General features: G+C 43.0%; 15 protein-coding genes. All 15 read right to left on the bottom strand.

What is annotated here, in order from left to right; translation table 11 throughout:
* Positions 1–24: 24 nt before the first annotated feature.
* The 15 genes from MHB49_RS13415 to MHB49_RS13345 all read right to left on the bottom strand — a co-directional run bounded on the left by MHB49_RS13415 (position 25) and on the right by MHB49_RS13345 (position 14,397).
* Positions 25–885 carry an AraC family transcriptional regulator gene (locus MHB49_RS13415; RefSeq protein ID WP_247902334.1) on the bottom strand — a complete coding sequence of 287 codons (861 nt, stop codon included), beginning with the start codon at positions 883–885 and terminating at the stop codon, positions 25–27.
* A 157-nt stretch (positions 886–1,042) separates the two neighbouring features.
* Entirely contained in the window at positions 1,043–1,591 is a 549-nt protein-coding gene (locus MHB49_RS13410) for a glutathione peroxidase (protein ID WP_247902333.1), read from the bottom strand.
* Between the two features lie 181 nt (positions 1,592–1,772).
* Positions 1,773–2,582, bottom strand: a complete 810-nt coding sequence (locus tag MHB49_RS13405) for an HAD family hydrolase (protein WP_405156432.1) — start codon at positions 2,580–2,582, stop codon at positions 1,773–1,775.
* Complete coding sequence (locus MHB49_RS13400; protein ID WP_405156431.1) at positions 2,579–3,097, bottom strand: DUF6886 family protein; 519 nt, start codon at positions 3,095–3,097, stop codon at positions 2,579–2,581. Before MHB49_RS13400 ends, MHB49_RS13405 begins: the two co-directional genes overlap by 4 nt.
* 49 nt (positions 3,098–3,146) lie before the next feature.
* Positions 3,147–3,647 carry a GNAT family N-acetyltransferase gene (locus MHB49_RS13395; RefSeq protein WP_247902330.1) on the bottom strand — a complete coding sequence of 167 codons (501 nt, stop codon included), beginning with the start codon at positions 3,645–3,647 and terminating at the stop codon, positions 3,147–3,149.
* 38 nt (positions 3,648–3,685) lie between these two features.
* Positions 3,686–4,321: a hypothetical protein gene (locus tag MHB49_RS13390; RefSeq protein WP_405156430.1), complete on the bottom strand. Its 636-nt coding sequence runs from the start codon at positions 4,319–4,321 to the stop codon at positions 3,686–3,688.
* 53 nt (positions 4,322–4,374) lie between these two features.
* A complete protein-coding gene (locus MHB49_RS13385) occupies positions 4,375–4,818 on the bottom strand; it encodes a GNAT family N-acetyltransferase (RefSeq protein ID WP_405156429.1) in 444 nt (147 codons plus the stop codon).
* 71 nt (positions 4,819–4,889) lie between these two features.
* Positions 4,890–5,393: a DUF1648 domain-containing protein gene (locus tag MHB49_RS13380; RefSeq protein ID WP_405156428.1), complete on the bottom strand. Its 504-nt coding sequence runs from the start codon at positions 5,391–5,393 to the stop codon at positions 4,890–4,892.
* Positions 5,394–5,540: 147 nt separating this feature from the next.
* Entirely contained in the window at positions 5,541–6,182 is a 642-nt protein-coding gene (locus MHB49_RS13375; RefSeq protein WP_405156427.1) for a FusB/FusC family EF-G-binding protein, read from the bottom strand.
* 267 nt (positions 6,183–6,449) lie between these two features.
* The gene (locus MHB49_RS13370; protein ID WP_405156426.1) at positions 6,450–7,307 is read right to left on the bottom strand and encodes an MBL fold metallo-hydrolase; all 858 of its coding nucleotides are present in this window, start codon (positions 7,305–7,307) and stop codon (positions 6,450–6,452) included.
* A 319-nt stretch (positions 7,308–7,626) separates the two neighbouring features.
* Complete coding sequence (locus MHB49_RS13365) at positions 7,627–8,694, bottom strand: glycoside hydrolase family 105 protein (RefSeq protein ID WP_405156425.1); 1,068 nt, start codon at positions 8,692–8,694, stop codon at positions 7,627–7,629.
* Between the two features lie 21 nt (positions 8,695–8,715).
* Entirely contained in the window at positions 8,716–11,286 is a 2,571-nt protein-coding gene (locus MHB49_RS13360) for a hypothetical protein (RefSeq protein ID WP_405156424.1), read from the bottom strand.
* A gap of 5 nt (positions 11,287–11,291) precedes the next feature.
* A complete protein-coding gene (locus tag MHB49_RS13355) occupies positions 11,292–12,116 on the bottom strand; it encodes a carbohydrate ABC transporter permease (protein WP_247902317.1) in 825 nt (274 codons plus the stop codon).
* Positions 12,116–13,021 carry a carbohydrate ABC transporter permease gene (locus tag MHB49_RS13350; RefSeq protein ID WP_405156423.1) on the bottom strand — a complete coding sequence of 302 codons (906 nt, stop codon included), beginning with the start codon at positions 13,019–13,021 and terminating at the stop codon, positions 12,116–12,118. The genes MHB49_RS13355 and MHB49_RS13350 overlap by 1 nt, the downstream gene beginning before the upstream one ends.
* 104 nt (positions 13,022–13,125) lie before the next feature.
* On the bottom strand, positions 13,126–14,397 hold the full coding sequence (locus tag MHB49_RS13345; RefSeq protein ID WP_247902315.1) for a sugar ABC transporter substrate-binding protein: 1,272 nt from the start codon (positions 14,395–14,397) through the stop codon (positions 13,126–13,128).
* Positions 14,398–14,401: the final 4 nt, after the last annotated feature.

Here is a 14,401-nt window from a genome sequence, read left to right as displayed (position 1 = left end):
TATAATCTCTGACCATAACCTACATTAATCAAGCGTTCGGTGTATACGACTGCGATACAGATCAGGTGTACACCCTACACTTTGTTTAAACATTCGGCTGAAATGGGACAAACGTTTGAACCCGGCCAACCGGCTGGCTTCTGTCACGCTGATATCCGGCTGGAACTGAAATAATAGCTTGGCCTGATTAATGCGTCGATCATACACATATTTAAAAATGGTACTGCCCGTCATTTCTTTAAACAGCCCTGCCAGATAAGGCTTGGACAGATGAAGCTCACTTGCCAGATCATCCAGACCAATGTCCTCCATATAATGGGTTTCGACATATCCAATAATATGCTGTACATGCCGCTCCTTCTCGGAAGAGGGAAGGTGGTCCTCGACCCTTCCTCGGCAGATTCCAGCTATAACATATAGCAGGTCACATAAACGAACGTTCATGCGTTCCTCTTTGAAATCCCCCGGATTCACCGTAAGCTGATGCAGACTCAGCAGCAGGGCTTCAAATTCGGAGCGAATATTGCCCGTCAGATTGATTCGGCAGTTTCTCAGTTCTTCGAACGGCTTTAACACTTCACTCACCCGGTCCGGGTGCAGACTGCTGCGGATGGCCGAGGGATCGAAGTGCAGCGTCGTTCGCACATACGGTCTGCCTGGCATGGGATGTGGCCGATGAAGGGTCATGCCATGCATCAGGACCAGATCACCCGGTTCGAGGTTGTATACTCGATCTCCAATCAGATAGGTGCATTCGCCATCATGAAAATAGTACACCTCATATTGGGGATGCGAGTGAAATCCGTCCGATGCGCCAGGGTCATACGTACTGGTGGAGCGATAGCTATATTCCAGTGGATCACGAAATTGCATTACACTTGGCACGTTCAAATACCTCCTGTTCTGGAGAGGTTTCTTACCATTTTACCCGTTTCACATCATGTCGGATAGTGCTTGACAGACTTTGAAATATAAAGGGCCATGCACATAACCGTTAGTTTGTACGGTACATGTCATGGCCCTGTGGATTGTGAAAGATAATTTACAGCAGCTGTTCAATACTCGCCTGGATGTCGTCGATCGGATCAACAGGTTCAAAACGTTTAACAACATTCCCTTCGGCATCAATCAGAAACTTTGTGAAGTTCCATTTGATTGCATCACCATGCAACCATTCCGGTGCTTTGTCCGCCACCATCAGCTTCAGCAGTTTCGCTTGCACATCTGACTCGTCAAAACCTGCAAAAGGTCCCGACTTTTTCAAAAAGTCATACAGCGGATGCGCCGCTTCTCCATTAACATCCATTTTGGAGAACATGGGGAATTTCACGCCATAGTTAATCTGACAAAAGGACTCCGCCTCTTCGCTGCTTCCCGGCTCTTGCTCGGCAAACTGGTTACACGGGAAACCAATGATCTGAAGGCCTTGCTCCTTATATCGGTCATAAAGCTTCTGCATATCGTCGAACTGATGTGTGTACTTACACTTGCTTGCTGTATTCACGATCAGTACAGGTTTTCCTTCGTATTGATAGAGCGGGAAACGTTCTCCACTCGTTTTGGTTACGCTAAAGTCATAGATGGTTGGCATAAGATTGGTGCACCTCACGATGTTATGTAGTTTTACAGACTCATATGAATTTCTATTATATACGAAATAGAAGATTCTGTATCGTAAAAAAAGCCGGATAACTACCATAACATTGCAAGTACATCCATCTCGTTATCGGAATGATCGGATTGATATCGTGCATCCCAAATTTCAAAATTATTCAAATCAACATCCGTTCCAACACTCTCGCAACTCCGTCAGAATCATTCGTATCAGTGATCTCTTTCGAGAGAATCTTCAACTCTTCAATTGCATTACCCATGGCTACCGACCAGCCACATATTTCAAATAGCCCGATATCATTAAAATCATCACCAAAAACCATTACATCTTCAAGTTTTATTTTCATTGCCTTACATAAAATTCTCAATGCATTTTCTTTGGAGGCTTTGATTGATGAGATTTGAACAAGATTACCACCGTCTGTAACCAAAACATTTAACCTGGATGCAAACTTCTCTCTGAGAAAATCTATATCCTTGAATCTCGTAAATAGTATTTTTGTTGCAGCAATACCTTTGAGCTCTTCTAATGATTTTATAGTAGGGTTTTCTTTGACTCTCATAAGCGTTCTATAGTCATATTCTTTTAAACTAATCCATTGATCCTCCACTTCAAGGCTTAAACCCAGTTCATTGTTAATCTCCATGCCATAATTTATTAATTCAGCAGTGATCGCAGGGTCTATGTGTTCATATTGTTGAATACCAGTGTAATTGCAGTGGATATAGGCTCCATTGTAATATATAAAAGAACCGCTATGGAGCAGTTCCTCAGGTAAAAGCAACCTTACTGCTCTTGGTGGACGTGCTGTAGCATAAATAAATCTGATCCCTTGTTTAGAGCATGTCACCATTGCCTCATAATTTCGTTTCGAAATTTGTTTATCTGTGTTGAGTAATGTTCCATCCAAATCTAATACTACTATTGGATACTGTATAGAAATCCCCCCTATGCTACTCAAGTTCACTCTAAAACTTTCGTTGCATTATTAAATCTATGTATTCCAAATTCTTTGAAATCCGATGTTAGTATCGCCTCTCTCAGTGAATACAGATTTGGAGTAAATCGGAGTTCTATTCCTTTCTTAAATAATCTCTCCATTAAACCATCCATGCGGTCTATTTGTAGAGGCTTGGTAACCTGATCAGAAATGTAGTAGCCCGCCGTTGGATCAAAGAGTTCAAAATGGGTGTCATCGAAATGGTACCTGTATAAGATCTGATTCATAATCCTCGGATACCATGAACTTTCAACCGTAACGATGAGTTCTGCATTAGAATGTTTGAAAAACTTCTCCTTATTCTCAACACTTATCGTGTCTGTCTTTTTGCAAATGATTCTCGGGCAATCTCTTGGAAAGTAATATGAATATTCATGCTCTTCATCAATAGCCCACACCACTGCAGGAAATTCAGCTCTATTTTGTTTCTCTTTTGGAATAAAAACTTGGATATCTGAAACCTCGCTAAAATGATAAAGCATACAAACACCTCTCATCATTTAGTGATTCTTAAGCCTCGGAAAAAATGTTCTACATTCCAACAACGCTCCATTTCTCGTCACATAAAACGACAGAGGTCTCGATTTGTCTTTCGGGGACGTTCCAGTATCGAGTTAATAACCGCTTCTTCTCATCCGACGAAACTAGGGTAAAGCCATTTTTCAAATAAAATTTGATAGCCCATTCTGCTGAATCCCAGGTTCCTATTAATATCGGTTTATCGGTTGATGCCACCAGATGAGCCAACAGCTTGGTGCCTATTCCACTCCCCCGTTGATGAGTCCTTACATATGCGTGCCTGATTAAAGCAACATCACCTTTATCCTGAATTCCCATAACGCCCCATAATCTATTATTTTCTTCAAAGCCCCAGAATACAACGCCATCACGGATTTCCTGATTCAATTCTTCCAATGGCATATAGGGTTCATGATAGCGATCCACAGGAATTACACCCTGGTAGGCCTTTGCTGCATCATTAATGATTTCAACCATGGCATCCGTGTCCATGCTGTTGCACAACCTGATCATGGCATAAACCTCCTAAAGGTAATAGTCTATTCATTGAACTACCGTAATGGATATATCAATTCAATAGGTTCATTATTCAATTCCTCTTTGAAAATATAATTATGATCCGCTCCCACAACACATAGAATTTTCTTACCCGGATTCGAATGATATGTGTTCTTCACACGTTGAATCATAATCTGATTTCGTACAATCCATCTAAAGTTATTTGCTTTTGGATTAATCTGATCCAGCCATTCATATTTTTGTTTGGTCATCGTATCAAACGCATCCGAATTAAAGGGAATCGATCCAACATCATGTGTATTCATTTGTTTAGAAAACCATTCATCATCGATCTTCTCGAGCGCTATACGCTGCTCTTCTGAGAAGCCGTTAAAAGGATCAAAATCATTCCAGACATCTAATTCAAACCAGTCAATGGGCACAAACTCTATATTTCGTTCTTCGCATAATGGAAAGATAAGCTCCCAATACTCACTGGCTGGCTCCCCCCAATATCCCTTATCCTGTTTATCCTTGATATACTTCTTCCAACTCAGGGGATGCACTTCACCACAGATGATATCCGGGTTGAATTCTGTAATCAGATCTCTATAAAGGGTAAGAGTAGCCCCATACTTTTCTCTTAATTGTTGGTTATGAATCGTCCCTAAGATTCCAACGACAGTCATATCATTTCTCCTTTTTAGATGTTATATAATGTTCCTGAGATTCCTATGTAAGTCTACAATCTTTTCTTCAAGAAATACTGAATAATCCCTTCCGGGTATTCATCTATCATTCCAAACACTTCATAACCCATCTTCTTGTAAAATTCAGGAGACTGATAAGAAAATGTACTTGTGTGTGAAAGTTTGCAGCCCTCACTAACAGCAATGCTCTCTGCTTGCACGATTAATGATTCCCCATACCCTTTTCCTCTATATTCTTCATCAATCCAGAAGTTATCAATATATAAAGTATAGCAGTACGTAGCACAGAAGATCCCACCTACGGCTTTGCCTGTCTTATTCCTTAGAAATAAATTGATGCTTTTTCCAGGTTTCTTTAACAGACCATTTGTTTCTCTTAAATTGTATTGATACAGATTGCTACAGACAGCATGGTAATCCTCCTCATGATCTTCAAATACAATTTTCAATTCATCGTTAACAGCAGGATTATTCATTTTTTAGATCCTCACGATTTCATAGTTTTTGCCTTCACTTACTGTTACTGAATCGGAACATAAACTAAACATTATTTAAGCTTAAATGATCTGTATATAAAGAAACCTATGGAACTAAATAAAACGATAATGAATATGACAATGGGCAACCAATGATGATGAGTGACTTTATCCGCACTTGAAAACTCAATGATCATCCAACTGATATAAATAAAAAATATGGATATCTCCGTCTTCATCAGATTAATCATGAGCCGTGCATTTTTATATTGTCTTTCCGCATTTTCCATATTCAAATTGAGGTAATTATAAGTATGAGGATACTTCTCCAGCTGCGAAAGACCAATCCATAAAATAAGGCCAATGACTAAAGGCAACAATACTCCCCATTTTCCTCCCCAGCCATCAGGCTCTCCCTTCATATTAAAATGAATCGGTATCTGATCCGGTAAGGTCATCCATTGTTGTAAACAGTAGATAATGCCAATAATAAATAAAATGATGGTTGTGGTATCTAAAGTTTTTTCCAGTAATGTTTTTGGGATTGTTATCTTTGGACGATCTTTAATTTCCAATTTCCCACCTCTTTTCCGTATACACAGTATGATTACATGTTAACAATGTTTAACCTCTTTTTCCAATGATTTCTGAACACCCTTGAGGAACGTTTGCATATGCAAAAAAAGGCCGCCTTTGCAGGCAGCCCTTTACTTGTAATAACCTTATTTACGAACGGAGAGAATGAACTTCTCCAGCGCTTCTGTATGGGTAATGCTGTGATTACATCCTTGGTTATTCATGCATACGTATTGACCAATCGCAGAATAATTATCCGGTAAAGCGTTCTTGGTTTTGACCGTGAAGAATGCAAGCTCTTGGTGCCGATTACAGAATAGGCAGTACCCCTTCTTGTGTGTCGGCGTTATTCTTCCCTCAATACCTATAAACTGTCCTTCGAACGGATATACAACGAATAATTTGTTCGTCGCAACATCCACCCAGCTCAGGTACGTTACATATCGAAAATCAATGGATGTTAGATCAGGCATTTTCATCTTTTTGTTCTTCGGAAATAACTTCTGAATTTGTTTCAACGTAATCGGTGGATACAACTCCAGGTATGGTTCTAATGCTTTCATATACCGTTGAAAATCGTCTGTTGTCTCCAGCGACGAGATTTGCTCCAGCATTTGCTGCTGATCCTCTGTCAAATCCGTAAATGCATCAATGATGGTTGTTGCAGCACTGAATCTTACAGTTTCCAGGACCCTGCGATCCGCGGCGGATTGCACGGTTTTGCGAACAAATTCCGCTTGCCTTTTAATCAAATTATATTGGTGGTTTCTAATAAATGGTGTACTCATAGCTTTCAGCTCCTTATTTTTCGTAGAAAAAAATCAATAAGGGCAAAGCCTGTTATTAGAAACGATAATATTTAAGTATGGGCGAAAAAATCTAAACTATCGCGCCCCACGCAAAGTATCGCCCCCGATCAGGCTTTGCATGAGTTATTTCTAGCTAACGAGCAATTCAGCATTGCCATCTGAGTAACCCCCAATCCAATATCCTGCAAAAAGTATATCAGAGAATTTCACATGGATCAATTGAAATGGGTTTACATGGAGGTTCTTTTATTCCGTTGCTTTTGATTGTAATATCTGATCATTTACGAATCCTTGTAAGAAGAATAGCTCATTGTCATTTGCTGTTCGATCATTGGCTGCCTCAAATCGCTCGATCGCTTCTTCTAAGGATGTACCTTTCACAGCATCATTGGCTGAGATGAGCTCTCTCCAAAACGTATCCATTTCCTCCACGTCACAGATCGACTCATGACCAAGCAAGAAATGAACGGCTTCATATTGCTGAATGTCCTCAATCATAGGCAATAACTTGTCTTGCTTAATATGATATAGCGAATTTGTAGTTGTGTTGTAAGCACTGTCGCCCAGAAAAATGACCTTTTCATCCGGAATATATACAATGGTTGAATCATCCGTATGTGTACTTCGAATGGTTTCCAGAATACACACTTTATTTCCCAAATCCACATGAAGTGATTTTTCAAAAATGAGATCTGGCGAATTTAGTTGAAAGGTGTCTCTGTCCGGTATTTCATGTTGTATCGTTCCCATGCACAGTGTGTTCATTTTCTTGGAATCCACATACTCCTGAAGAGAGCGGTCATCGTAAGAATAGTTCCGCCAATCATTCATCTTTTGGTTAGTTAGACTATTCATAATAATCGTAGCTCCGTATTCATTCATTCCTAAAAAATGATCCCAATGGGCATGAGTGATGACCACATATTTAACAGGTGGAACGTTCAACTTCCCTATCTCATGTAAGAAATCCCTTGCATGTTGAACCGAATTTCCAGCGTCAACAACGAGGCTGTATTTATCACCGCAAACTAACCCCAATGTCGGTCTTTCTTTATCATTTTGGTTAGATAGATAATAGATGGATTCACTTAATTGATTTAGCATGTTCATTCTCCTCTAAACTAAATTATTGATCCATAAGAGAGAAAATCTGCATGCTTTTTTAAATCAACATTTAGATTTTCTCATTTTATTGGTTTACCAATGGAATCACCTCCTTTTTTCCTCTCATAGACTCTGAATTATCTCGTTTTTACATTTTTTATTTATGTACACTTTCGATCAGCCATATGTAAGTTTAACAGATCGATAGTATCATTTCTATAATTTTCCTATTATTTATAAAGGACATCTCAATTACACAAAAAGGAGAACACAGGCATAACCATGCCCATATTCTCCACACAAGCCCGCCTTTTATTATTCAGGAAGCTGATGTATGCAAACCCTCAATTAAAATGAACAACGTAAGTGCTTGTCCATAACCCATCGGACTAATCGGTATATCTCTGTAAAACTGGGCATCCTGCCCCACCGGAGTTCCGTAGGACACCAGCTGTACAACTCCGTTATCATCAATTTGCTTCAACACCGCTTCAAGCGCCCTCATGCCGGTCTGACGATAGGACTCATCCAGATAGCCATACCGGATTCCCTTGAGGATACCGTATCCAATCGCTGCCGTTGCGGAGGTTTCTTTGTACGAGTTCGGATCATCCAGTACGGTGTGCCACATCCCATCCTCACTCTGAAGCTTGCTCAGCGCTCTGACCTGAGCCGTCGCTGTATCCAGCAAATAAGCCTTTAACCCCTCTTCGATCGGGATGATGTTCAGGAAATCCATAACTCCAGCCGTATACCACGCATTGCCTCTTCCCCAATGAACAGCTCCGTAGTTATGATTTCCATTGAAATCCCAGCCATGATAGAACAGCCCGGTTTTTTTATTGTACAGATATTTAATATGCACAAGGAACTGTCGCTTGGCTTCTTCCACATATGCTGTTTTCTTAAAGTACACTCCTGCCTTGGCCAAAAATAACACCGTCATAAACAAGGTATCGATCAGTATTTGACCATCATTGGCATCTCCCGTGATCATATGCTGAAACGCACCATCTCCGGTTCGCAGCAGTCCATTCATGATCCAACTGCTCCATTCTTCACAGACACGTTCATATTCCTGGTTTCCGGTCAGCTCGCATATTGAAATTAAAGTAAGGAGCGGAGCGCAGGTATTCACATTTTTTTCCGGTAACCCTTCCATCAGCCTTGCATTGTACCATGCTTCGAGAAATTCCAGCACCTCGGCATCCTTCGTTGCTTCATAGAGCTGAAGCAGACCATAAAGGCCGACACCTTGCGGCCATTCCCAAAGGTGAATGTCAATCAGTCCAATGGGAAATTGTTCATTGATGCTTGTGTTTTTCATCGATTTCATCGCTTGGGATACCTTGCTTATTCTCTTCTGAAGCACCTCTTGATCTAGCATGATTGCTGTCACTCCCTTGGTTTATTGCACAGGATTCAAACGGTCCATGTCCAGTAACTTTAGCCGTCCCCATACTCCATAACCGTCGTGTACAACTTCCTCCTTGTTAATAAGAAAAGGTTTGTTCATTCCCCATTGAATTGGACCATATGCAGGGTCTGTCAGCGTAAGCGTCAGAGAATCACTGTCGAATTGAGGGCTTGCAGAGCGAATCTGGTTTACAAAAGCGCCAAATGAGCCGAATTGCTGTTCGCTTCCTGCTCTTATAATCCAGGCGTTGCGCAAGCCGGGGGAAATAAGCTCACGCTCTCTTGTCAACCCGTTGTTCTCCATATCTGCCCCATTGGCAGCGTATATTGCTGCATACCCCTTATCCAGTCGGGCAAAATGCCAGTTCTCATGACTTACCCATTCTGTAAAAAAGCTCGTAGGAAAATAAGCATGTGTCCAATCCGCAGACTGATCTGCTGGAATATCAAACATCATCAGAGCTATGCCCTCATGCTGCACAACGTCTGGCAGTATCCCGTTTCCTGCCCAGAAGCAAGGGCGGCCATCTCCATGCTTGTATATTTCTGCGGAATGATTCACCCAAATTTGCGCCTCAGGCGACAGCGAGAGATGATTGACATGCTCCTGATAACCTGGCTTGCCTGGTCGGAAGCGTATAATGGAGGACAGGGCGTATTCCGCTGTTCGATAATGATAGAGTTTGGCGTACCCTCCCTTGCCCTGCTGATTGGCGAACACCAATTGCTGATTTTCCTCCAGCATCAGATGCTCCTGATACGCTGCTGGAGGAATGTAATCCGATAAACTCAAAACAACATTGCTGATTGAATAATTGTTTACATTACCGATGCCATAACCGATCCAGCACATGGAAGTTGTTCCCGCTGCATAACTGCCCAGCAGTTCCTTCTCATAGCTGCGGCCGAAGGTTGTGGACAAGACGCCTTGATGCATCTGGACGGTAATATAATAGAATAACAGGTCCATTGCCTTTTTCGCTTGCTGCCTGAGCTGCTCATTATGGGCAAATTCATAGATATGCAATAACCCAACTGCATCAATCGGAATGTATGCACTGGAATTCCATTCTGCCAATCCTTCATCCAAAAAGCGCTCAAACCATAAAGCAAGCCTTTGCTCTGCTTTTTGGCGGTGTATTTCACCGGATTCACCGCTGTTGCTGAATGTTTCGTCCCCAAACAGCTGTCCGGCTAACAGCTCATTGGTGTGGAACAGCAAGGCGTGATTTTCACTGAAGAACCACATCACATCATCGCCAGGTTCATCAATCCAATATCGATAGTTCAAAATACTTGCTTTTACCCGATCCCAGAACGATTCACTGAACAAACCGCTATTTCGTTCATCTCTCCAGAGGCGGAACAGTCCTACTAAATAAAAATCACTGCAATCCTTCCGCTGCTCGATGCCTTCCACGCCTTCAAGCAGCATGTTCTCTGCTTCCTGCCGATCGCCATTGGTTTTTAACATGGCGATCGCCGTATGAATGTTGGGACTGCCCTTCTCAGCAATAAATTGCAGAGCGAGGGATTTGCGTGCTTCAATATCCGCAGCTTGCCAAGCAGCCTCATCATAACTGGTATCGTAGGATTGACAGCCGAACTTCTTCGTCAGTGCTACGTTTGAAACTGAAATCGTTAGCGTGAAGTATACGTAATGATGGCCGATTTCATTGGTATGTGCCAGAACCAGGTCCGTTTCCTTCTCAGCTATGTGTATTGTCTTATTTTCGGTGCCATCAAAGAAATTGCCATACTGAATCTCAGCTTCTCTAACGGTGTCTGGCAAGGAAAGCGGAAGTCTAAGCTTAATCTGCTCACCCCGAAAGAGATCTGAAGGAAAATAGGCTTGTTCCAGAGCCCGTTCAGCGGATTGCACAGGCTCCACCAAATGAGAAGCAATAGGCAGCGAAATATGCAATTCTTCGTTTCCAAGGTATTCTACTGCAAAAGCATACATGGTGTCCCGCTCAGCCAAGTCCTCCCAGCAGGCATAGATTTCATTGATTCCGGCAGCAAGTTCAGCTTCAATATGGACTTCCTGCTCCTTGTTCCGAATGAGCGGCGCAAAATCCGTTACCCGTTCTCCATTGATCCACAAGGTCAGGCTTCCATAGGTTTTTATCCGGAACGAGGCCTTATGAGTAACCGAAGAAACGAGACGTGTCGCCGCATAACTGCGCAGATGGGTGGGTACAAACCAAAATCCTGATTTCTCTACTCGTGGGTTGCCCCAGGGAGAATACAGCTCCCATGGCATGCCATTCTTTTCTCCATGGAATGGATCCCCCGGGCTCGGAAACCCACTCCATTGATCAAAAAACCGGGGCTGAGGCTGCGATCTCCTATTTTCGACAAACTCCTGTCTGCACGGGTTCTCATGAATGGCAAAACCGTCAATAAGCCAATCATTAATATCTCCCTCCATCGTTGTTGGAACAAAAGCAACAGGCTTTGTATATATGCCACTGATCAGCCAATGATTGATGACCTGATTGTGACCCAGTTTCATAGGCTTGTAATTGAGTGTATCCATCCCGCCACGGGTGGTATCTGACATTTAACTCATCCTTTCATTCCTGAAGTAATCATGCCGCTGACAAAATAACGCTGGAAAACCATAAAAACAATGAGCACCGGAAGCATCGTGATGACGGACATCGCAAGCAAGCTCCCCCAATCGACGTTGTACTCACCAATAAAATTAGAGAGCGCAAGCTGGATCGTATATTTGGATGGATCACTGATCGCAATTAACGGCCAAACAAAATCATCCCATCTCCACATGAAGGAGAAGATTGCAAGCACAGCCAGAATGGGCTTCGCTATAGGAAGAATAATGCTCCAGTAAATTTTCCATTCGCCCGCTCCATCCATCCGGGCAGCTTCCAGCAGCTCGTCCGGAACCGTCAGCAAATACTGCCGCATAAGGAATACACCTGTCGGAGTTGCTGCCGGCGGGATAATAATCGCAAGCAGGCTGTTGTATAACCCGAGGGCGCTCAGTACTTTGAATATGGGGATCATAATGACTTCAATCGGAATCATAAGCGTTGAGATGAAAGCAATTAATATGATCGAGCTACCGCGGAAGCGATATTTAGCCAGTGCAAAGCCTGCCATGGAATTAATCAGCAACAGCAGCAGCGTTGAGCTCAGAGTTACAATCGTACTATTCATAAAATACAAGCCAAAATCGCCTTTCCTGAATGCCTCCTTGAAATGTTCGAAGGTGACTGGCTCCGGCCACAATTTGGGAGGAAAGCTGTACAGATCGCTATTTGTTTTCAGGGCAGAAATCACAACCCACAGAACAGGCAGGAGCCACAACACTGCGGCCACACATAACATGCTGTAGATGACGATTTTGACCAGAGGCTTCATCACCATCAGACAGCCCCTCCTTTCGATAGACGGAATTGCAGCGCCGAGAATCCGCCAATGAGGATAAACAGCATCACTGACATGGCGCTGGCGAGGCCAAGCTCCTGCCTGTTAAAGCCAATCTCATAAATATATTGAACAATATACGTGGTTTCCTTGCCTGGTCCACCGCCTGTAAGCGCAAACATAAGTGGGAAGGCCTTGAACGCGTCAATCAGACTCAGCATAACAACGAGCAAGCTTGTAGGCTTCAACAGTGGGAGGGTAATATAGCGAAACACCTTGGTTCCCGTTGCCCCGTCCAGGCGGGCAGCCTCATAGTAATCTGTAGGTATGGCCTGCAAACCCGCGATAAAAATGACCATGAAAAAGCCCGCACGTGACCATACCGTCGCAACAATTACAGCGGTATTTGCCCAGAAGGACGAGGTCAGAAAGCCGACTGGCTCCCCACCTGCCATTGTCAGCAGATGATTCAGAATGCCGAACGAATCTCCAAAAATCCACTTCCAGGTCAAACCTACGATGATGTAGGAAATCATGGTCGGCCAGTAAAATATGGCTCGGAAGAAACCGCGCATTCTAATCTCGCGTGCCAGCAGCAAAGCAATGCCTAATGCGGCTGCATAAATTAGCGGGACAACAATCGCTGCATAAAGTCCCGTTCGTCCGATGGTTGACCAAAATTCCTGATCCCTCATAATCTTGATATAATTGTCCAGCCCGTTGAACTTCATCGGGTTCAATCCATCATAGACATGGAAAGAATAGTACAGGCCCAATAAAGAGGGAAAGACAATGAAAATGCCAAAAATCAGGAGGTTGGGAAGTATAAACAGATAAGGAGCGATGACGAGCTTCCTGTTCTGCCTTGCCAGCGTTCTATTGTTTGATCGTTGTCCTTCACTCATCTGCTTGCCCCTTTCTTATGTGTTTAATTGAAAGGGAGGCTTAACCCGAATCGGTAAGCCCCCGAGTGTGAATGAACCATATGCCTTTTACGTTTTATTGCGTTTTATTGACTGTCAATAACTTCATTAATCTGCTTGGCCGTTCGATCCAATGCTTCCTGAGGAGTTGCCTTGTCTGACAGAACGTCCATAATATTATTTTTCAAATCCGTTGAAATTTTGGATATAAGCGTTTGCCTGGACCAGTCATTCGCTGCAAGAGGCGAACTGTTCTTCAATTCATCCGAGAAAATTTCAAACATCTCCTTGCCAAATTCATAATTCAGCACAGAGCTGTCCTTCCGTGGACTCATAAACAACGACTTCTCATTATATTTGGAATTGACTTCTTTGGACGTTAAATATTCAATAAATTCTGCCGCTTCCTGCTCATAACCACTGCCTTTGAAAGCCATGAGAAACTTCCCACCCGGCACGGAAGAACGTTGTGTTCCTTTCGGCATATAAGTAACACCCCATTCGAAATCGGTGATATCCTTGTAATTGCTGATCATCCAGTTGCCAGCCCAGTGGGTAGCTACCGTCCCGGAACGGAACAGGTTATTCGGGTTCTCCCCTCCGAGCCATACCGACTCAGGCATAATCCCATCTTGATGAAGCTGCTTGAACATCTCCATGGAACGGATTCCGGCTTCATTGTTAATCGCCGCCGCACTGCCATCCTCCGTTAAGATGCTCCCACCATTCTGGTACAAAAGAGTGGACCATCGATGCGGAGTGACATCCCATACCATGCCATATCGTGCTCCACCTTTGTCCATCACCTGTTTGAGTGCAGCGATATATTCGTCCCACGTCCATACCTGATCGGGAGAAGTAGGTACCTTGACGCCCGCTTTATCAAATAAGGTTTTGTTATAAATCAATCCATTCGCTGTGACATCCATAGGTGCAGCTACCAGCTTGTCATTCATAACATAGTAAGGTTTGAGAGAGTCGATAAATTGATCCTCGAATTGATCCGCATTGTCCACGTAGGGTGTAAGGTCAACAGCCTGATTAGCAAAAGATCCCGTATCCGTGACCCGACTCAGAGCAGGCGGCTTTCCGCCAGATAACATTGTTTTCAATTTGGTTTGGATATCCTTGAAGCCCACCTCAATCAGATTGATTTTAACGTTGGTATGGGTCTGCTCGTAATCTTTAATAATTTCCTTAATCACTTCTCCTTCATTCCCGTCAGAGAACCACAAGAAATCAAGGGTTGCTTGTTTTCCATTCGCACTTGTACCTGAATTTCCGCAAGCAGTCAGCATGATGAGCAGTACGGTCAATAGAACACTGATGCTAAGCTTAAACGTTGTTCTTTTTGTCATATCA

The organism is Paenibacillus sp. FSL K6-0108 (assembly GCF_045040695.1).
Classification (GTDB): domain Bacteria; phylum Bacillota; class Bacilli; order Paenibacillales; family Paenibacillaceae; genus Paenibacillus; species Paenibacillus pabuli_B.
Note: the sequence above shows the minus strand (reverse complement) of the source record. Positions and strands in the feature narration are given on the sequence as shown.